This is a genomic window from Grimontia sp. THUN1695, assembly GCF_059704325.2.
The window spans coordinates 432,024-450,668 of sequence record NZ_AP046577.1; the positions used below are offsets into that span (position 1 = coordinate 432,024).

Annotated in this window: 19 protein-coding genes; 9 read left to right on the forward strand and 10 right to left on the reverse strand. The window is 51.8% G+C overall.

Annotated features, from left to right (window positions below; all coding sequences use genetic code 11):
- Positions 1-33 precede the first annotated feature (33 nt).
- Positions 34-1,143, forward strand: coding sequence for a DUF8605 domain-containing protein (locus AC6IB1_RS05480; protein WP_497568138.1), 1,110 nt, complete (start codon positions 34-36; stop codon positions 1,141-1,143).
- 92 nt (positions 1,144-1,235) lie between these two features.
- Here AC6IB1_RS05480 and AC6IB1_RS05485 read toward each other — a convergent pair whose 3' ends face one another.
- Genes AC6IB1_RS05485 through bepA form a run of 4 tightly spaced genes read right to left on the reverse strand, consistent with a single transcriptional unit; the run spans position 1,236 to position 4,085 of the window.
- Complete coding sequence (locus AC6IB1_RS05485; RefSeq protein ID WP_497568139.1) at positions 1,236-1,649, reverse strand: DUF2069 domain-containing protein; 414 nt, start codon at positions 1,647-1,649, stop codon at positions 1,236-1,238.
- Positions 1,650-1,665: 16 nt separating this feature from the next.
- On the reverse strand, positions 1,666-2,247 hold the full coding sequence (gene wrbA, locus AC6IB1_RS05490) for an NAD(P)H:quinone oxidoreductase (protein ID WP_497568140.1): 582 nt from the start codon (positions 2,245-2,247) through the stop codon (positions 1,666-1,668).
- Positions 2,247-2,591: an arsenate reductase (glutaredoxin) gene (gene arsC / locus AC6IB1_RS05495; protein WP_497568141.1), complete on the reverse strand. Its 345-nt coding sequence runs from the start codon at positions 2,589-2,591 to the stop codon at positions 2,247-2,249. Before arsC ends, wrbA begins: the two co-directional genes overlap by 1 nt.
- Positions 2,592-2,627: 36 nt before the next feature.
- A complete protein-coding gene (gene bepA, locus AC6IB1_RS05500; RefSeq protein ID WP_497568142.1) occupies positions 2,628-4,085 on the reverse strand; it encodes a beta-barrel assembly-enhancing protease in 1,458 nt (485 codons plus the stop codon).
- A 171-nt stretch (positions 4,086-4,256) separates the two neighbouring features.
- Here bepA and AC6IB1_RS05505 point away from each other — a divergent pair, with 171 nt between their 5' ends.
- The 3 genes from AC6IB1_RS05505 (at position 4,257) to AC6IB1_RS05515 (ending at position 7,178) form a co-directional block, all read left to right on the forward strand.
- Positions 4,257-4,478 (forward strand): sulfurtransferase TusA family protein, encoded by a 222-nt coding sequence (locus tag AC6IB1_RS05505; protein ID WP_497568143.1) that lies wholly within the window; start codon positions 4,257-4,259, stop codon positions 4,476-4,478.
- Positions 4,479-4,490: 12 nt separating this feature from the next.
- Positions 4,491-5,573, forward strand: coding sequence for an AI-2E family transporter (locus AC6IB1_RS05510; RefSeq protein ID WP_497568144.1), 1,083 nt, complete (start codon positions 4,491-4,493; stop codon positions 5,571-5,573).
- 108 nt (positions 5,574-5,681) lie between these two features.
- Positions 5,682-7,178 (forward strand): FAD-dependent oxidoreductase, encoded by a 1,497-nt coding sequence (locus tag AC6IB1_RS05515; protein WP_497568145.1) that lies wholly within the window; start codon positions 5,682-5,684, stop codon positions 7,176-7,178.
- Positions 7,179-7,213: 35 nt separating this feature from the next.
- On the opposite strand, the gene bcp is transcribed toward AC6IB1_RS05515, so the two are convergent.
- Complete coding sequence (bcp, locus tag AC6IB1_RS05520) at positions 7,214-7,684, reverse strand: thioredoxin-dependent thiol peroxidase (protein ID WP_497568146.1); 471 nt, start codon at positions 7,682-7,684, stop codon at positions 7,214-7,216.
- Between the two features lie 209 nt (positions 7,685-7,893).
- On the opposite strand from bcp, the gene dapA reads away from it, so the two are divergent.
- Together dapA and bamC are read left to right on the forward strand one after the other, a co-directional pair.
- Positions 7,894-8,772, forward strand: a complete 879-nt coding sequence (gene dapA, locus AC6IB1_RS05525; RefSeq protein WP_497568147.1) for a 4-hydroxy-tetrahydrodipicolinate synthase — start codon at positions 7,894-7,896, stop codon at positions 8,770-8,772.
- A gap of 18 nt (positions 8,773-8,790) precedes the next feature.
- Complete coding sequence (gene bamC, locus AC6IB1_RS05530) at positions 8,791-9,816, forward strand: NlpB/DapX family lipoprotein (protein WP_497568148.1); 1,026 nt, start codon at positions 8,791-8,793, stop codon at positions 9,814-9,816.
- Positions 9,817-9,880: 64 nt separating this feature from the next.
- Here bamC and AC6IB1_RS05535 read toward each other — a convergent pair whose 3' ends face one another.
- The 5 genes from AC6IB1_RS05535 to AC6IB1_RS05555 all read right to left on the reverse strand — a co-directional run bounded on the left by AC6IB1_RS05535 (position 9,881) and on the right by AC6IB1_RS05555 (position 13,612).
- Positions 9,881-10,984, reverse strand: coding sequence for a phosphoribosylaminoimidazolesuccinocarboxamide synthase (locus AC6IB1_RS05535; RefSeq protein ID WP_497568149.1), 1,104 nt, complete (start codon positions 10,982-10,984; stop codon positions 9,881-9,883).
- 214 nt (positions 10,985-11,198) lie between these two features.
- Positions 11,199-11,408: a DUF2897 family protein gene (locus tag AC6IB1_RS05540; RefSeq protein ID WP_497568150.1), complete on the reverse strand. Its 210-nt coding sequence runs from the start codon at positions 11,406-11,408 to the stop codon at positions 11,199-11,201.
- Between the two features lie 2 nt (positions 11,409-11,410).
- Positions 11,411-12,085: a M15 family metallopeptidase gene (locus tag AC6IB1_RS05545; protein WP_497568151.1), complete on the reverse strand. Its 675-nt coding sequence runs from the start codon at positions 12,083-12,085 to the stop codon at positions 11,411-11,413.
- A complete protein-coding gene (gene dapE, locus AC6IB1_RS05550) occupies positions 12,082-13,218 on the reverse strand; it encodes a succinyl-diaminopimelate desuccinylase (RefSeq protein ID WP_497568152.1) in 1,137 nt (378 codons plus the stop codon). Before dapE ends, AC6IB1_RS05545 begins: the two co-directional genes overlap by 4 nt.
- Positions 13,219-13,261: 43 nt before the next feature.
- Positions 13,262-13,612, reverse strand: a complete 351-nt coding sequence (locus AC6IB1_RS05555; RefSeq protein WP_497568153.1) for an ArsC family reductase — start codon at positions 13,610-13,612, stop codon at positions 13,262-13,264.
- 214 nt (positions 13,613-13,826) lie between these two features.
- On the opposite strand from AC6IB1_RS05555, the gene AC6IB1_RS05560 reads away from it, so the two are divergent.
- The 3 genes from AC6IB1_RS05560 to AC6IB1_RS05570 are packed head-to-tail and all read left to right on the forward strand — an operon-like array spanning position 13,827 to position 18,589.
- Positions 13,827-14,132 carry an ArsR/SmtB family transcription factor gene (locus AC6IB1_RS05560; RefSeq protein WP_497568154.1) on the forward strand — a complete coding sequence of 102 codons (306 nt, stop codon included), beginning with the start codon at positions 13,827-13,829 and terminating at the stop codon, positions 14,130-14,132.
- Positions 14,133-14,183: 51 nt separating this feature from the next.
- Positions 14,184-17,531, forward strand: a complete 3,348-nt coding sequence (locus AC6IB1_RS05565; RefSeq protein ID WP_497568155.1) for an efflux RND transporter permease subunit — start codon at positions 14,184-14,186, stop codon at positions 17,529-17,531.
- The gene (locus AC6IB1_RS05570) at positions 17,528-18,589 is read left to right on the forward strand and encodes an efflux RND transporter periplasmic adaptor subunit (protein ID WP_497568156.1); all 1,062 of its coding nucleotides are present in this window, start codon (positions 17,528-17,530) and stop codon (positions 18,587-18,589) included. The genes AC6IB1_RS05565 and AC6IB1_RS05570 overlap by 4 nt, the downstream gene beginning before the upstream one ends.
- The last annotated feature ends 56 nt before the right edge of the window (positions 18,590-18,645 follow it).

An 18,645-nucleotide genomic window follows, 5' to 3' on the forward strand; every position in this document is an offset into this window, starting at 1 on the left:
CAACGTTTAAACATCGAGTTATCTGGCAAAGTTATGTTACGAACTTTCATTTTCGTTTTGGCGCTCGCACTGGGGCAAACCAGTGCTGTGGCCGCTTCATTGTTCCGTGCAGAAGTGGTATTGAATGACAGTGATACAGCAACGGAACAGGCGGCGAAAGAGACGGCGTTTGTTGATGTACTTATCCGTGCATCCGGCCAGTCTGATGTGGGTAACAACTCAGTAATCCAGAAGGCGTTGCCAACGGTAAATCAATACATCACCCAGCTTGGTTATGGTGATATAGACGGTCAGCGCGCGCTGTTACTTGCTTTTGATGACCGAAAAGTCCGTACCTTGCTGACACAGGCGCAGGCAACCTACTGGGGAACGCCACGTCCGGAAGTGCTTTTCTGGCTGGTGGAAGACAACGGATCCCAACGCAACGTGGTTTGGGAGCAATCAGCCTCGCCATTGGTTAACACACTGAAATCAGAAGGTGAGCGCCGTGGTTTGCCAGTACTGATCCCCGTGGGGGACTTTGATGATGTTGTTGCGGTGTCGATTCCCGATCTCTGGGGTGGTTTCACCGGCCCTATTGCCGAAGCAAGTGCCCGTTACAATCCAGCAGGCGTCGCAGTAGTGAAGGTACACAACAACCGTATCAACTGGCAGTTATTCCCTAATGCTGCAGGCATTGGTAAAGATGCGCCGGTAGAAGGTCGGGCTTCTGGTTCTCCGGAACAGGCATTTGCGGCCATGGTTGACGATATTGCTGATTTTTATGCGGAGCGTTTGGCTGTAAACCTGGGGGCGGCGGACAGCGGTAGCAAGTTACTGAAAATCTCGGGTCTGGATGATGCTGAAGATTTCTTTGTGATTGAGCGGATCCTGAAAGCGATGAACTCGTTAGCGGCGTTACGTCTGGAATCCATCACGGATGGCGCAGTGGTTTTCCGTATCAGTTTGCTGGCGTCTGAAGATATTTTCCATAACGAGATGATGGTTGATCGCCGCTTGCGCCGTGTTGAGGTTGTTCCAGTTCCTGTCGTCGAACAAACCCCGGTTGTAACAGAGAATGCGGACGATGTGATTATTCCAGTTGAGCCAGCTTCAGTAACAGTGCCGGCAGAAAACGCTATCCAATACGAGTGGGTTGGATAGCGGTATCCGGAAGAAAATCAGAAAAGCAAAAGTGGAAAAGCAGGTGGGGTCACCTGCTTTATTTTATTTTTTATTCCTTATCTCAATCCGGGTTATTGTCCGAAACGTGCTTTTTCTTCTTTTTCGACCTCTGAGAGTTTTTTCAATCCCAACCCCTGCTCTTGCCCCTTACGTTTGGCAAAATACACATTGCAGACAAAAGAGAATGAAGTCAGTATCAATTCGATAGTTGCCAGCCAGCGCTCGCCTGCATCCACCCAAAGGATAGTAAGGGCGTGAAGGAAATAAAACATCAGGATAAAATTTGCCCATGCATGAGTATAGGCTTTTCCTGTCACGATACCTTTTAAGGGGAACAATAGCGGTGCCAGCCAGGCTATCGTAATACCGATAGGATTGACATGGGGATGGGGCGAAATCACGCCATGCCACAATGCCACCCAGCCGATCAGCGCTAGATAAGCACCAAGAGCCAGCGGCCTGAGTGTTGAACTCGAAGAAAACAACAGATAACTCCTTTTATCAATCTTTAAGACGTGAGGCGATCTCAGCCAGACGTTTACCACCCGCAATCGCCAGATTTTTCTCATCCAAATCCGGTTGGCGCCGGTGTTCGGCAGTGATGTGCGATGGCCCGTAGGGCGAGCCTCCGCCCTGTGTGGTGTGAAGTGCTGACTCAGAGTGAGGCAGGCCGACAATCACCATACCATGGTGTAACAAGGGCAGCATCATGGTGTTAAGTGTGGTTTCCTGACCGCCGTGGAGCATAGAACCGGAGGTAAAGACCATAGCAGGTTTCCCTATCAAGGTGCCGGCCAGCCACGTTTTTGCCGTGGTGTCGATAAAATGCTTCAGTGGCGCCGCCATATTACCAAAGCGCACCGGACTACCCAGTGCGAGCCCGTCACATGCATTGAGGTCATCAAGGGTAACATAGGGATCGTCAGGGATGGTTTCCGCTACTGTCTCTCCGGCAACGGCAAGCTCAGGTACGGTGCGAAGCCTTGCCACTGCGCCTGCGGACTCCACGCCACGAGCTATCAGGCGGGCGAGGTTTTTCGTCCCGCCGTGACGGCTATAATAAAGAACCAGAATGTCTGTCATTACAGGATGGTCAGAACGTTTTCTGGTGGACGTCCCATGGCCGCTTTACCATTCGCAACCACAATGGGGCGTTCAATCAGTTTTGGATTGTCTACCATTGCCTGAATCAGTTGTTCGTCGGTCGCATCTGCCAGTTTTAGCGTTTTGTAGATGTCTTCTTTGGTGCGCATCATCTGGCGGGGAGAATCAAAACCCAATTGGCGTTGCAGGGTTTTGAGTGTGTCGGCAGACAGTGGGGTATCAAGGTATGCCACGATCTCGGGCTCGATGCCTTTCTCTTGCAGCAAGGCCAGAGTCTGGCGGCTCTTTGAGCAACGTGCGTTGTGGTAGATAGTGACTGACATGAAAGCTCCTTTAGTTTTTGTTATCAAGTAGTTGATTCACAGACTCAGTTCTGCGCCACGCGCTTCCTGTACCCTGAGTTGATCAATACGTGCATCGTAGCGAGCCTGATCAAGGCTACCAAGCTCTGCAAGCTGGCTGGCTTGTGTATAGTTGCTAATCGCTTTGTGCCATCGCCCTTTAAGCGCATACAGTTCGCCTTGTGCGGCAAGTGCACCGTGTCGGATCCCCTCACTGTCATACGCTTTGCGTAGCAATGACCAGCCGTTAGTGTCATTGGGGTGAGCATGGGTGAACTTCACCAGCCCTTTTATCGCCGCATTATACCGGCCTGCTTCAACCAACACATAGTCACGGTTTAACAGTAAAACGGCATTGTTAGGCTGGCTTTCCAGTGCTTTGTCCAAGCGTTTAAGTGCTGAGTCGTAGCGCTTTTGCGCGACATCGAGATCTGTCATCGCATCGAGGTAAAAGCGGTTATTGGGTTGCGCTTTATAAAGTGGTGCCAGCAGCTTGCTGGCTTTGTCGAATTCGCGGGTGCCGATGTAGACCAGGGCTTTGCCATAGTTTAGCGATTGTGCCCGCGCCGGAGAGGCGTTTTTCAATTGGCGGTCAAACCAATTATGTGCAGCAGCATGGTCAATACCGGCAAAACGGGCGATGACCCGGGCCCTGGCCAGATGGTATTCCGGCGATAAGGGGACCGTACGTTTTGGGTATTGTTGAGCGCGTGATCGTGAATCAGTAATGCGCGAGTCCGGCAAGGGGTGCGTCAATAAAAACTGTGGTGGTTTGGATGCAAAGCGGTACTGATCAGCCATGCGGGTAAAAAATGCTGGCATGGCATTAACATCAAACCCTGAGCGCGACAGGGTTTCCAGGCCAATGCGGTCTGCTTCTTTCTCGTTACTGCGGGTATAGTTGATTTGTCCCTGGATAGAGGCCGCCGCGGTTGCTTGTGCGGCAGCGATGCCAGCTTGGGGAGCCGCAACTGCCAGCATCAGGGAGCCGACAAGGGCTGCCATGGTCAACGGCGTCTGTTTTGCCCGCTCTTCCATAGCCCGCGCCAAGTGGCGCTGGGTCAGGTGGGCGATTTCGTGGGCAACGACAGATGCTAGCTCACTTTCGCTCTGTGCATGGAGAAACAGCCCTGTATGCAGGGCAACGTGACCACCAAAGAAGGCAAAGGCGTTGATGTCACGGTCCTGTATCAGAAAAAAATCAAAAGGCGTTTTCACATCATTGGCGTTGGCCACCAGTGATGCGCCGAGCGAGGAAATATATTCCACCAGCAACGGGTCATTCACAATAGGCAGGTTGCCACGGAGCGTGCGCATATATGCATCGCCGTACTCTATTTCTTTCTCTACAGTCAGGGTACCTGCCGCTGCGGTGCCGATATCAGGCAGATCGGTGTACGACGTCGCCATCACCGGTGAAGTCAGGGTAAGCGACGCAACAAGAAGGCTGATTGTGGCTTTTCTGAAAAGCTGCATGACTGACGTGGGTGCCTCCAGCACGCGAAATCAAAACGGGAACAGAATAGGTAGACAACGTTGCAGGCAAGAGGTTCTTAGCTTCATTGTAAGGTTTTCCAGATCCCCAAACTACTTATCCGCGTTGTTTGAGTATACAATGCCGTCGATAATAGCGGTCAGCGAGAAAGAATGGAAATTCAATCCCTTGATTTGCGTGAGCAGCGTTGCCCTATGGCGTTGCTCCTGGCGAAAAGAGCCTGCGGCTCATTGAAGCAGGGACAGCAAATAGCGCTATACATCGCGGACAGTGGCGCGTTGAAGGACATCCCCCGTTATCTGGAAAAACATGGGTTTGTGTTTGAGTGTCAATCTGTTCAGGGAGCGACGGTGCTGAATGTCACTAAATTATAAACAGGAAAATACATGATAGAAATGATTAACCGTTGGTACAAACGACGGTTCTCAGACCCGCATGCGGTCAGTTTGATTGCGCTGCTTGTCATTGGTTTTGTTGTTATCTATTTTTTCGGCGACTTACTGGCACCGCTTCTTGTTGCCATTGTGCTTGCTTACCTGCTTGAGTGGCCGGTTGCAAAAATGGTAAGGCTGGGACTGAACCGGACCCTTTCGGTGATTCTTGTTCTGCTGCTTTTTGTGGGTTTAATGATCCTGGCCTTATTTGGGTTAATGCCAACTATTTGGAACCAGATCATCAACCTGATTGCTGACATTCCGACCATGTTCAGTGGTTTCCAAAACTATGTGTCACATCTGCCGGAAGCCTACCCGGAGCTTATCCAGCCACACATGGTGAACACTTTTATTGATACCTTGCAAAGCCGTGTGCTGGGTATGGGCGAAACAGTGGTTAAAAGCTCGCTTGCTTCACTGGTAAGTTTGGCAACACTAGCGGTGTACCTCATTCTGGTGCCACTGTTGGTATTTTTCTTGCTGAAAGACAAAGAAGAAATGATGCGGTCATTTACCTCCCTGCTGCCGCGAAACCGCCGCCTGACCAACAAAGTCGGTGTGGAGATGAATGAGCAGATCTCCAACTACATCCGGGGAAAGGTGACAGAAATTATCATCGTGGGGATCACCAGTTATATTACTTTCGCCATTCTGGATCTGCGCTATGCAGTGTTGCTCAGTGTGGCAACCGGCCTATCGGTGTTGATCCCGTATATCGGCGCGGCCGCAGTCACCTTGCCTATCTTTGTGGTTGCCTTGTTCCAGTGGGGGATAAGCCCAGAGCTGGGTTATCTTATGCTGGCCTACGGTATTATCCAGGCGCTGGATGGTAATGTGCTGGTGCCTATCCTGTTTTCAGAGGCGGTCAACCTCCATCCGGTCGCTATTATTGTCGCGGTGCTGGTGTTTGGTGGACTATGGGGATTTTGGGGCGTGTTCTTTGCAATCCCCTTGGCGACACTGGTGAAAGCGGTTTGGCATGCTTTACCGTCTCACGATCCTGACGGGGAAGTGACGGCGGAAACGAACAACTAAAATGATCTTGGTCGTGATAAAATAAGTATTGTTAGAGACCTGAATGTAGGTCTCTCTTTATTTTCCGCCAGCGTTCATTTGACTGGCTGTGGTGGTTAAGCGATTAGAATGAAAGATAGAGTCGATTTGTGTGCTGAAGGTCGTGTGTTGGCATCAAACAAAATCTTCACCGTTGGCATCGTGGGTGGTGGAGTTGCTGGCTCAACGACGGCATTGAAACTTGCTGACATGGGGATCCAAACCCTGTTGTTTGAAGCTGGTGAAAGCCTTGTCAGTGGCCCGCCTATCTGCCACCTTCATGCCGGTGGTAACCTGTACCGGGAAATTTCTGAGCAGCAATGCATTGCCCTGCTTGAACAATCCATCGCGACTGTCCGTGCGTATCCTCACTCGGTCAACCGGCGTCCTACTGTTATCGCGGTGCCTGTCAGTGACCCCGGTGAACCGGAAACCCTCCTAAACCGCCTCGATGTGCTCACTGAGCACTACCGTTTGCTTGTCGAACAAGACCCAAATAATGCTGTATTGGGATCACCGGACGATTACTACACGCTGTTCAGCCGAGAGGACATGGAACGGCTTGCTAGCCTTCCCTTGCCATCCTTCCCGCAAACACCGGAAGAATGGATGATCCCGGTGGCGCACTATATGCCACACGACAGCTTCAAATACCCGCTGGTGGTGGTACAGGAATATGGTCTGAGTGTATTCCGTTTGGCGGCAACAGCGGCATTGGGGCTGGAACAGTCTGCACATTGTGAAATCAAATTTGGGCACAAGGTGACCAACCTGATCTCTGTGCAAGATGGCTGGTTGATTGAAGCGGTTGACGACAATGGCGAGGTGGTCTCATACCGGGTTGACTTTGTTATCAATGCTGCGGGTTTTCGCTCTGGCAAGCTTGATGATATGGCCTCATTACCGAGACAGCGCTGGGTGGAATACAAAGCTGCATATATCGCCCATTGGCCGTCACAACCTGGGCAGTGGCCGGAAGTCATTGTTCATGGTGAGCGTGGTACGCCTCAAGGAATGGCACAACTGACCCCCTATCCGCAGGGTTTTATCCAACTGCATGGCATGACACAGGACATTACCCTGTTTGAGGGCGGCTTGGTGAAAAGCGATGTGTTTTCAGCCTTTCCACCCTTGCCTGAGAATATGATTGTTAAAGCTGATGGTGGCTGGGCGTGGTCGGAAGTCCGCGAGCGTACCGAACGTGCTATTGCCCATGTCAGTCGATGGCTGCCGGCGTTTGAGCGAGCTGAAGTGGGTGGAAAGCCACTGTGCGGTGCACAGCAGATCCCAGGTGATGATCCCAGCCTTCGCGCTGCTGATGCGTCGTTTGAAGGTGAACGTTATGCGCGGATTGAGCTGGTCAAAGCCTCGTCGGCATTACAGGCGGCAAACCGGATCCTGGCACATTTCGAGAAACAGGGATGGGTAACACTGCCAGAGGGTTGGGATAGGCCATCACTGAGCCTGACGGCATCGCTGACTGAAAACAACGTGGTGGAAAAGGCCAAGCAACTAACCGCATTACGCGGATACCCAGAGGCGTTCGCCATTCCATTTCCGGAAAATAATCCCCTGAAAACACAATAGGCCATCAGCTGACGGCCTTTAACTTTTACTGGCGGTTACTCGCCTTTCAGGTAGTTGATGACCACGTTGTGATGGTCTTTGGTTTTAAACTTGTTGAACACATGTTCAATATGGCCGTTTTCATCCACCAAAAAGCTCAGGCGGTGAATGCCGTCGTATTCTTTACCCATAAATTTCTTGGGGCCCCAGACGCCGAAAGCGTCAGCCACGGCGTGGTCTTCATCACTGAGCAAGGTGAAGTTCAGATCTTTCTTTTCTTCAAAGCCTTTCAGCTTTTTCACCGGATCCGGGCTGATACCCAGCACCACGGTGTTTAATGCATCAAGCTCTGCCTTGCTGTCACGCAGCGAGCAAGCCTGGGTGGTGCACCCCGGCGTCATCGCTTTCGGGTAGAAGTAAACCAGTACCTTGTTTTTGCCTTTGAACTGGCTCAGGGAGACAGTGTTTCCGTTTTGATCTGGCAGCGAAAATTCAGGTGCTGGTGCACCAGCTTCGAGCGTTTGCATGTTTCTTCCTTTTGATTCTGTGTTGCAACAGATGTGCACGCTTTGTGGTAATAAATCATTGTTGCGAGAGACAATACGTTCACGGGAACAATATCGTTCATTTTCTCGGTGATCAACCGTGCAAACGCAGGAGATAAGCCCCGTCAGCAAGCTTGTTTTTGACCCTCGCCAAAAGTACCATGGAACAAAACGCGTTTTTGGAGATGGATATGTTTTCAGGAAGTATCGTGGCATTGGTCACACCGATGGATAGCTCTGGTGAAGTTGATTACACCAGTTTGAAAAATCTTGTTGATTTTCATGTTGATGCTGGCACTGACGCTATCGTCTCTGTCGGGACGACAGGCGAGTCAGCCACTGTCACCGTTGAAGAGCACATCAAGATTGTTCTGAAGACTCTCGAATTCGCTGATGGCCGTATACCGGTGATTGCCGGGACAGGGGGCAATGCGACGCATGAAGCGATCACCTTCAGCAAAATGTTTGCCGGTTCAGGCATTGCAGGATGCTTAAGTGTGGTGCCTTATTATAACAAGCCGTCTCAGGAAGGGCTGTACCAGCATTTTAAAGCGATTTCTGAATCCAGCGAACTGCCGCAAATTCTGTATAACGTGCCGAGTCGCACCGTGACAGATATATTGCCGGAAACAGTCGCGCGTCTTGCCGAGCTCGACAACATCGTCGGTATCAAAGATGCAACGGGTGATTTAGATCGTGTTCGCCTTCACCGTGAACTTTGTGGTGAAGAGTTTATCTTACTCAGTGGTGACGATTTAACCGGCCTGGATTTCATTGCAGCGGGTGGCCATGGTGTGATTTCTGTTACCAATAATATTGCTGCGGCGCAGATGGCGAAAATGGTCAAGTTGGCGCTGGCAGGTGAGATGGATGAAGCCCGTTCGATCAATGAGAAGTTGATGCCGCTGCACAAAGATCTTTTTGTCGAAGTCAATCCCATCCCTGTAAAATGGGCACTGCATGAAATGGGCTTGATTGCGGATGGAACTTTACGTCTGCCGCTGATCACTTTGGATGCGAAGCTGCAGCCGAAAGTAAGACAGGCCCTGTTGGATGCAGGCGTGCTGTAACGCTTCTTTGGAGATTAAATGAAACCTGTTTTTAAGCTCGGCTTGAGTGCTGTGATGGTTACCATGCTGGTGGCCTGTTCGGGCGCTGACTCGCGCCGCCAGGCGTCGAGTAATTTTAAATATCTTGAAGCAGCGCCACTGTCCGATTGGAAAAGCCTGCCAGATCAACAACCGGACTTTTCCAACGCCTACCATATCCCAGCCAAAGATTTTCAGGGGCCAGTGGGCCGGGATATTGATATCCGTCCACCGCAGCAAATTCTTGAGCTGATCCCGGGGGCGCGTTACGAGCGCAGTGCTGAAGGCATAACGGTTTGGGTGCCGCGTGAAGAGCAGACTGCGCGTTTGTGGCAAACCATCGATGATATGGTTGCCCAATCGCACATTCCGGTACGCACTTCTTCGCCTGAAGGTATCGAGACAGATTGGCTGCGCTGGGCTATTGATGAAGATGAAGAAGTGATTGAGAGCCGCTACGTGGTGAAACCGGTGCAGGTGCGTGGGCGCTCAGGGTTTCATATTGAGATGGTGGAATGGAAACGTAACGGTTCGTCGGACAATCTAACTCAAGCTTCCCGCGACCGTTACAATGTGCAGATGATCAATATGATCACCTCACGTTATGACGAAGACCTCCGCGAAGAAGCGCGTTTACGTGCGCTTGAATTAGTGAAAAACATTCCAATCAGTCTGGGCAAAGACCGTGGCGGTTCGCCGGTCATCATCGCTCGTGCATCTTATGACGTATTCTGGGAGCGTTTCCCTGAGATGCTTAATGAACTGGGTTTCACTGTTGAAGAACGCAACCGTTCCCAAGGCACATTGAGTGTGAATTTCACATCGCCCGATGATGAGTTCTGGGAAGAAACAGGCGTATTGCCGTTGCAGCTTGACCAGAAAAAATACAACATCCTGCTCGGGGATTTGGGGAACCGTACCTCTATCAACGTGACTGATAACACAGGCAAACCTGTGGAGGAAGACGTTCTGGCGGGGATGGTACCAGCATTTACTGCAGCAATTGAACGTCTGAACAATGAGTAAGTTCAGTAGGATGTAAAAAGAGGACGTTCAGGCGTCCTCTTCTTGTCTTTCCTTTCAGCAACAATCAATCGATGAGGCCGTATTCTTCTCTCAGGATAGTGATAATTTCCTGCTTTGGATTGGCACTGAGGTGTACCGGTTTACCGGTGATTGTTTCTGCAATATCAATGTAAGTGCGGGAAATATCCATCAAGGCGTCCACGGGCAGGGCGTTATCACGTGCCAGCGCTTCGCGTTCAGGCATTCGGTCTTTATTCAGCAGAATATCCGGGTCAGGGAAGTAGTTCAGCAGGAACTGGCGGAACCCTTCTTTCGAGTTTTCAACGATATTACCTGCGTTGTATTCACTGGCATCCCAGATGCGTGATGAATCTGGTGTGCCGACCTCATCCATGTAGATCAGTTTTTCCCGGCCTTGTGCATCGGTGACATAACCAAACTCAAACTTGGTATCAACGAAGATCTGTCCGACGGCCTCCAGCGCCTGGCTGATCACGTCAAACCCCTCTTTCAACAGGGTTTCATAGCGGCTGATATCATCGGCAGATGAGAAATTGAACGCAGCAAAGTTATCTTCAATGTTCTTGCGGGTAATGTTCACGTCGTCCGCTTCCGGCACGCCCGGAATACCTTTCAGGATGCCTTTGGTGGAGGGGGTGATCAGGATTTCTGGTAACGCTTTGTCTTTTTCCAGTCCTTCCGGCAGTTCGATACCACAGAATTCACGCTCACCTTTGGCATAAGCGCGCCACATCGAGCCAGTGAGGTATTTTCGGCAAATCGCCTCAATTTTGACAGGCTTGGCTTTTTGCACGATCCAAACAAAAGGGTGAGGAATATCAAGAATGTGGCTGTCGGCCAGTCCATGCTCTTTAAACAGCTTGAACCAATGGTTGGAGATAGCGTTGAGTGCAGCACCTTTACCCGGTACACCTTTTAATCCTCCCTCCGCGTGCCAGATGCAGTCAAATGCAGAGATGCGGTCACTGATCACCATGATAGCCAGCGGCGCGTCTGGGGCTACGTCATACTTCTTTTCCTGGATCAGACGTTTGCTGTCTTCTTCGGTCAGCCAATATACAGAGCGTACTTTACCGCTGTGAACGGGCTGATGGGTACGAATGGGAAGATCGTCGTTAATGGCGAGAACTTGATCCGCAAGGCTCATTGAGGCATTCCTATCTAAAAGCTGCCGGACGGAGGTCGTCACGGGCATGACTGCAATGCGGTGAGAGCGGCGACTCCTGACTCTCACCCTCCAAACGCATGCATAATACCAGAACTCGAACGGGCCTGTTATCGAAAACGCAAACGTTTGCTTAATTTTTTCTTTTTGGGAGTCTGGATAGATGAAGGGCGGCAGTCAGTCACCCTTGAAGGAATTACCAGAAGGAAGATTTGTCATCATTGTCTTTATCGTCATAAGGTTTTCGCTCTTTTTTCTGCTCGCCATTCTGATCTTCATCTTTGGGTTTGGGCTTCTGTTTCATCCCGAATTTGGCGTTGGCCGTATATTTGAGCGCCATGATATTGCTGACCACGACAGCGACCACAATAAAGATGATCACATACGGGTTGGTTAGGATGTCCATGATCAGACCTCGCACACGTTGGAGACGTATTGTGAATATATCCAATCCAGCGCGTGAAGGACAGTTTCCCGCCCGGCGATGTCTGAAGATGCGATCACGGTGCGCAGTGCATCCGGTGTTAGAATGCCAAGTGCGCCCTGTGTGGTGGCAACATGGCTGATGTGCCAGGGCTCGAAAGCCACGCCTCCCCGATCTTCCCGGTAGGGAAGGTAGAAGCCGAAATGTTTCATGTTGGCTGTCAGCCACTCAAAAAAAGGCCGTTGGTGTCCAGAGAGATATTCCCTGGGTTCCAGCTGGATATTTACGCCCTCAGGCAAGAGGTTTGAGGCATAGATATCGATATCCGTGCCCCAATGGTGACGGCTGGCGCCGGGCAGGGCAGACCAGCGCAAAATCGCACGCACCTTTTGTTCCTCACTGAGTGGAGTGGTGTCAAGTGGCTGGCCCTCGCTGTCAAGGATGGGCCGCAGACCGTGAAACTTGTTGTCCCAAATCATCTGCTGGCGGGCAAAATCCCGGAAACTGCTGGCTATGGTTAATGCAAAACCAGCGTTTTCTGCTGCGGTTTGCAGTTTGAGGAAATCGGCTTTTACATTGCGGTGCACCAACAGGCCATCTGCCAGTGAAAGCAGATGGTTCTGGGTTTGTCCGGTCAGGGAGGAAAGGGTCCAACTCATTTTGCCAGTATTTTCTCCAGTACCTTCTGATACATGTCAGTCAGCTTTTCGAGATCGGCCACGTTGACGCACTCGTTCACTTTGTGAATGGTGGCATTGACCGGGCCAAGCTCTATCACCTGTCCGCCCATCTGTGCGATAAAGCGGCCATCTGATGTGCCGCCAGTGGTCAACAGTTGGGGCTTTTCGTGGTTAACTTCATCCACCGCTTCCACCACCGCATCCAGCAAAGATCCGGCATCGGTTAAAAACGGTTTGCCGTTAAACGTCCACTTAATATCGTAGTCCAGACCATGTGCATCCAGTACCGAATGGGTGAGACGCTGGATATCTTCATCCGTCAGCTCGGTGCTGTAACGCAGGTTGAACTGAACGTGGAATTCCCCCGGAATAACATTACTGGCTCCGGTGCCGGCTGCCACATTCGGGATCTGGAAACTGGTGGGAGGGAAGTACTCATTTCCTTGATCCCACTGCATCGCCGTGAGCTCTGCCAGTGCAGGCAGTGCCTGATGAACCGGGTTATTGGCCAGGTGTGGGTACGCAACATGTCCCTGAACCCCTTTCACAGTAAGGTCTCCGGTGATAGAGCCCCGGCGGCCGTTTTTGACCACATCTCCCACGGCATGGGTGCTGCTTGGCTCACCGACGATACACATATCAATGATTTCGTTTCGCGCCATCAGGGTATCAACAACACGGGTAGTACCATTGATAAAAGGCCCTTCTTCGTCAGAAGTGATCAGAAACGCCAGCGAACCTTTGTGATCAGGGTGTTCCGCGATAAAACGCTCTGTCGCCACCACCATTGCTGCCAGTGAACCTTTCATGTCAGCAGCCCCGCGGCCATGCAGATAGCCATCAATCACGGTAGGCTCAAACGGCGGTGTGTGCCATTGGTCTGCGGGCCCAGCAGGCACAACATCTGTGTGGCCGGCAAAGGCAAATAGCGGCGCTTCCGTTCCCCGGCGAGCCCAGAGGTTGGTGGTGTCTTCAAACACCATGCGCTCAATCTTAAACCCCAGCGCTTCGAGGCGCTTAATCATCAGTTCCTGACACCCAGCATCTTCTGGGGTGACGGATGGACGGCCTATCAGCTCCTTGGCCAGAGACAATACTGCACTGTCTGTCATTGTGTCGCGTATCCTTTCTTATTTCGGGTCAATCGGCCCGGGGTTATTGGTTAAAAATGGCGTTGTATTCCTCGGCGTTAAAACCAAGGTGATAGGTGTCGTTGTGCACCAACAGTGGACGTTTGATCATGGCTGGATGCACCAGCATCAATGCTATCGCGTTTGATTCGTCCAGGTTGTTTTTTTGTTCTTCAGAAAGTCCGCGGAACGTGGTGCCACGCTTGTTCACCAGCGCTTCCCAGCCCAGTTTCTCCACAAATTGCTTGAGCATTTCCTGGTCGATACCGTCTTTACGGTAATCATGGAATGTATACGGTTTGCCTTCTGCATCCAGCCATTTCAGCGCTTTTTTGATCGTGTCGCAGTTCTTTATCCCGTAAACCTTTGTGGTCATTCACTGTTTCCTCAGTCGCGTTTCATTGAGGCTGCTAGATTGACATTGCACTGTGCTGAAAGCAAGGCACAGCGGTGTTGTCAGCAACAATGGTTTGGTGCAGGTCGCCTGAATCCTGAAAGCATAATTCAAAACATTCTGTATTAGATTTGACTAATATTTATTTGTTTAGTTAACTCTAATGTAAAGGTGTGCAGGTCAGGGGGAATTGAACATGGCGCAAAATCTTCAGGAACAGGCAACAGAAGCAGCTAAGGTGCTGAGAATTCTAGCTCACCCGGAACGGTTAATGGTGTTGTGCCAATTGCGTGACGGGGAGAAGAATGTTTCCCAGATGCTGCAAAACAGCACCTTGAGCCAGTCAGCGTTTTCCCAGCACTTGACTGTGCTGAGACAGGCTGGTTTGGTTGCTACCCGCAAAGAATCCCAGTCGGTGTATTACCGCATTGGTGACAGCCGTGTCGAAGGGCTGGTGAACGCTATTCAGGGCGCCTGGTGTGGTGATGTTTCCAGCACCTGAAAAACGGTGCAGGACAGCAGAAAGCGTGATGACAGCACAGGGGAGTAAAGGATGATTGCAGACAAGGACAACAATACACCTTCTGGCATTGTGGGCTGGTTTATGCAAACCGGTTTTGCACCGGTGTTGATGTTGCTGGCGCTGATTGCTGGAGCGGTAGCACTGATGATGACACCGCGGGAAGAAGATCCTCAGATTGTTGTCCCGATGGCAGACGTGATTATTTCTGCGCCGGGGCTGTCCCCCCGACAGATTGAAAACCAGATCACTGAACCTGCTGAGCAGTTATTATCGCAAATCGATGGGGTGGAGTATGTCTACTCGCAATCGATGAAAGGGAAAGCGGTGGTGATTGTCCGCTTCCATGTCGGTGAGAACCGCGAAGACAGCCTGACCAAGCTTTACACCAAGCTGTATGCCAACCAGGATATGTTGCCCGGCTCCGTAGAAAGCTGGGTGGTCAAGCCGATTGAAATTGATCATGTGCCAATTGTGGTTGGCGTGCTCTATTCGACCAACCCCGACACCACTGACAGTTACGCCTTGCGCCGCCTTGCGGAAGAGATGACGCAGTCGCTAAAAGCTATAGACCAAACTCATCAGGTGACGGTGACAGGGGGACTTCCTCGCAATATTCAGGTGGCATTTGATGCAACCGCATTAGCCGCTTACCAAACCACCGTTGATGATGTCCGCTGGGCGCTGTCAGTGACCAATGTTCACCAAAAAGCGGGGCAGGTTAACGAATCCGGCCGGGTGTATACCGTGGAGTCAGGTCGGTTCTTCCAGTCGGCGAATGAGCTGGAAACACTGGTTGTCAATGTGGTGAATGGCAAACCGGTTTACCTCAGGGATGTCGCTGACATTACCGATGGCCCGGAGATCCCTTCCAGTTACACCCTGTACTCTCCCGGATTGGCGCATCCTGACGCAGAACCCGGTGCAAGCTGGCCAGCCGTGTTTGTTTCTGTTGCTAAACGCAAAGGTGCCAACGCGGTGTGGGTAGCTGAAGATGTACTGGCGGCGTTTGAAGACATTGAGGCTGAATGGCTGCCTCAGGGTGTTTACATCGATGTGATTCGTAATTATGGCCAGACCGCAGATGACAAAGTCACCAACCTTGTGTCGAGCCTGGGTCTGGCTGTGTTGACGGTAGTGGTGTTTGTCGGGCTGTTCCTTAACTGGCGCGCTGCGCTGGTGGTGGCGCTTGCCATTCCGGTCAGTTATGGCGCGACACTGCTTCTCGACCTCCTTTTCGGCTACACCATCAATCGGGTGACCCTGTTTGCGCTGATCCTGGCGCTTGGTTTGATTGTCGATGACCCTATTGCCTCGATTGACAACATTGATCGCTACCTTCGCCGTAAAGGTCTGTCACGCACGAAGGCAATATCGCTGGCGATGGCTGAGATCCGCAGCGCCCTGTTGATGTCGACAGTCGCCATTGTGATTGTTTTCCTGCCGATGTTTTTTATCACCGGCATGATGGGACCCTATATGGCGCCTATGGCATTCAACGTGCCAGTTGCGGTGATGTTCTCAACCGTTGTGGCGTTTTTTATTACGCCATGGCTGGCGCTCAAGCTACTGAAAACGGCATCAGACAAAGGACACTACCACTTGGAATCCACCCTGATGTATCGCGGTTACAAAAACGTACTGTCAGCCATACTGGCAACCCGGGGCCGGCGGGTCTCGTTTTTGGTAGCGATCGCAGTACTGTTTGGTCTGGCTGTCTCCTTGCCGGCCTTGCGTATGGTGCCTCTGAAATTGCTGCCCCATGACAATAAAAACGAGTTTCAGGTGGTGATTGATTTACCGCAAGGGCAGGCACTTGAATCTTCTGCGGGCGTGAGCCACGCGCTGGCTGGCTATTTGCTGGAACAGCCAGAGGTGGTGTCGGTTTCCCACTTTGTTGGGTTGGCTTCCCCGATGGATTTTAACGGCATGGTGCGTCATTACTTCCTTCGAGCAGAACCGCACCAGAGTGAGCTTCGCGTTGTGTTGCTGGATAAGACCCTGCGCCGCGAGCAATCGAATGAAATGATCACCCGCTGGCGTGACGGTTTGGAGGCCATTGCAAAACAGCATCAGGCTGATATCCAGCTGGTTGAAGTTCCGCCCGGCCCTCCGGTGATAGCCACCTTGGTAGCTGAAATTTATGGTGATGCCTTTACCCCGTATGCCTCGCTTGAAGCCGCAGGAGATGTGGTGGCAGCGCGGATGCGCCAGGAGGCTTTTGTGACCGAGGTGGCCACATCCTCTACGGATCCCCATGAGGTCTGGCGGTTTGAGGTCGACCGAGAAAAAGCCGCGTTGTCCGGCATTGCGGTGTCGGATATTAACCACACCATTCTGGCTGCCACTCAAGGCATTGTAATCGGTGAAATGCAATTGGCAGATGAAGTGTCACCTCTGCCCATATCGATGCGATTACCTGCCGGTCAGCGTGACAGCCTGAACCAGATACTTTCGCTGTATGTGCGTGGAAGGGAAGGCATTGCTCAGGTACTGACTGAACACGGTATTGAAGCGGCCCCGCGTCCTCTTGTACAGCTCAGTGAGCTGGGACAGTTTGTTAACGCACCGGTCGAACACACCATTTTCCACAAAAACCTCAAGCCGGTGGTGTATGTCTACGGGCAGACAACCGGTCGTGTACCCGCTGAGGCGATTGCCGACATGATGGTGGACTTTGGCGAGGACCCCGGCGAATGGCGTGATTTGTCATCGCGCCATTACTTCTCAAACGGTGCAGGACTTGGCTGGCGGTTACCTGCCGACCTGAACGTGGTATGGAGTGGGGAAGGGGAGTGGAAGATAACTCTGGATGTTTTTCGCGATCTCGGTATCGCCTTTGCCGTCGCCCTGCTGGGTGTGTATGCCGTGTTGGTGATTCAGACCGGACTACCCGGCGTTTCAGGGGTGATCATGCTGGCGATTCCACTGACTATGATTGGCATTATGCCCGGTTTCTGGCTGCTCAATGTGTTTACCTCTGACATTAACGGTATTCCCAATCCTGTGCTTTTCACTGCGACCGCCATGATAGGCATGATTGCCCTCGCTGGCATTGTGGTGCGTAACGCCCTGGTACTGATTGAATTTATCCATCAGGCGCTGGCGGAAGGTGCCGAACTGAAAGAGGCGCTCTATCAGGCAGGAGCCGTCAGGATGCGCCCTATTTTGCTGACCGCAGGAACCACGATGCTGGGGAACATTGTGATCACCTTAGATCCCATTTTCAGTGGGCTGGCCTGGGCAATCATTTTTGGCATTCTCGCCTCAACCATCTTTACGCTGCTGGTGGTGCCGGTGGTGTATTTCATGATCCATCCCTCTCATTCTTCCGGAAAGCAGCATGCGCCAGAGGCTGACGAACAAGGAGTATCGCCATGATCCGAAAAGCTATCGCATTGACCCTGTCGCTCGTTGTTATGGCCGGAGTATTTGCTTACATGGCCGGTGTATTTGCGCCTGACTTGCCACAACAGAAAGCCGAAGTGGTGCCACTACCCGAAGAGGGGTATGTCGAGGTGTCGCTGGTGTCTATGCCACAACAGCGGGTGTTCAGCGGTACGGTGCAGGCGCACCAGTCTGCGGCCCTTTCCGCCCGCATTAATGCCCGGGTCGCGGATGTGTTGGTCGATGCCGGTGACTCGGTAAAAGCCGGTGATATCCTGATCCGGCTCGAGAATGAAGATTTGAGTGCCAGGGTGATCCAGCAGCAACAGGCATTGGCGTCAGCGCAGGCAACCGTCAATGATGCCCGGCTTAATGATGAGAGGGTCAGAAAATTGGTGGAAAGGGGATTGCTCCCCGTTGCAGAACGTGATGCGGCCAAAATGCGACTTGAGACTGCAAATGCTGATCTGGCTGGTCGACGGGCGTCCTTGTCTGAGGCGGAAGTGACACGGGAATACAGCGTTATTACGGCACCGTTTGATGGCGTCATTCGCAGTCGGGACGTGGATCAGGGGGATATTGCTACGGTGGGGGCCAGTCTGGTGTCTATTTACAACCCGAACACGCTGCGGTTAGAAGCGGCAATCAGTGAATCCGTACTTTCTTTTGTTCAGGCATCTGAGGTATTTGATGTGGTGCTGGACGCCAACGGATGGATCCGGAAAGCGCAAGCGCTGGAAATAGAGCCTGCAGCCGATGCCGCATCAAGAAGCTTTACAGTGAAGTTTGGTTTCGAGGACAAGTCCGGTCTTTATCCCGGGATGTTTGGCCGCGTGGCCATTCCCCTGACACCGATGCCAGTGCTGGCCGTACCTGAAAGCGCGGTAGTTTCCCGTGGTCAACTTCGCTATGTGAATGTCAAACCCGACAATGGTAAGGCTCTTGAACGCCGGATTGTGCGGCTTGGGGAGCGTTTCACCTTTGAGAATATTGATTGGGTGACAATTCTTTCTGGCTTGAATAAAGGAGAATGGATTCACGTGCCCAGATGAATGCGCATTCAGTTTGATCAAGCGCAATATCTCCTTTGCAATTCATTGAATAATGG

Coding starts and splice junctions, on each gene's coding strand:
- AC6IB1_RS05480 (WP_497568138.1), top strand. CDS start 34: ATGTTACGAACTTTCATTTTCGTTTTGGCGCTCGCACTGGGGCAAACC.
- wrbA (WP_497568140.1), bottom strand. CDS start 2,247: ATGACAGACATTCTGGTTCTTTATTATAGCCGTCACGGCGGGACGAAA.
- arsC (WP_497568141.1), bottom strand. CDS start 2,591: ATGTCAGTCACTATCTACCACAACGCACGTTGCTCAAAGAGCCGCCAG.
- bepA (WP_497568142.1), bottom strand. CDS start 4,085: ATGCAGCTTTTCAGAAAAGCCACAATCAGCCTTCTTGTTGCGTCGCTT.
- AC6IB1_RS05505 (WP_497568143.1), top strand. CDS start 4,257: ATGGAAATTCAATCCCTTGATTTGCGTGAGCAGCGTTGCCCTATGGCG.
- AC6IB1_RS05510 (WP_497568144.1), top strand. CDS start 4,491: ATGATAGAAATGATTAACCGTTGGTACAAACGACGGTTCTCAGACCCG.
- AC6IB1_RS05515 (WP_497568145.1), top strand. CDS start 5,682: ATGAAAGATAGAGTCGATTTGTGTGCTGAAGGTCGTGTGTTGGCATCA.
- bcp (WP_497568146.1), bottom strand. CDS start 7,684: ATGCAAACGCTCGAAGCTGGTGCACCAGCACCTGAATTTTCGCTGCCA.
- dapA (WP_497568147.1), top strand. CDS start 7,894: ATGTTTTCAGGAAGTATCGTGGCATTGGTCACACCGATGGATAGCTCT.
- bamC (WP_497568148.1), top strand. CDS start 8,791: ATGAAACCTGTTTTTAAGCTCGGCTTGAGTGCTGTGATGGTTACCATG.
- AC6IB1_RS05535 (WP_497568149.1), bottom strand. CDS start 10,984: ATGAGCCTTGCGGATCAAGTTCTCGCCATTAACGACGATCTTCCCATT.
- AC6IB1_RS05540 (WP_497568150.1), bottom strand. CDS start 11,408: ATGGACATCCTAACCAACCCGTATGTGATCATCTTTATTGTGGTCGCT.
- AC6IB1_RS05545 (WP_497568151.1), bottom strand. CDS start 12,085: ATGAGTTGGACCCTTTCCTCCCTGACCGGACAAACCCAGAACCATCTG.
- dapE (WP_497568152.1), bottom strand. CDS start 13,218: ATGACAGACAGTGCAGTATTGTCTCTGGCCAAGGAGCTGATAGGCCGT.
- AC6IB1_RS05555 (WP_497568153.1), bottom strand. CDS start 13,612: ATGACCACAAAGGTTTACGGGATAAAGAACTGCGACACGATCAAAAAA.
- AC6IB1_RS05560 (WP_497568154.1), top strand. CDS start 13,827: ATGGCGCAAAATCTTCAGGAACAGGCAACAGAAGCAGCTAAGGTGCTG.
- AC6IB1_RS05565 (WP_497568155.1), top strand. CDS start 14,184: ATGATTGCAGACAAGGACAACAATACACCTTCTGGCATTGTGGGCTGG.
- AC6IB1_RS05570 (WP_497568156.1), top strand. CDS start 17,528: ATGATCCGAAAAGCTATCGCATTGACCCTGTCGCTCGTTGTTATGGCC.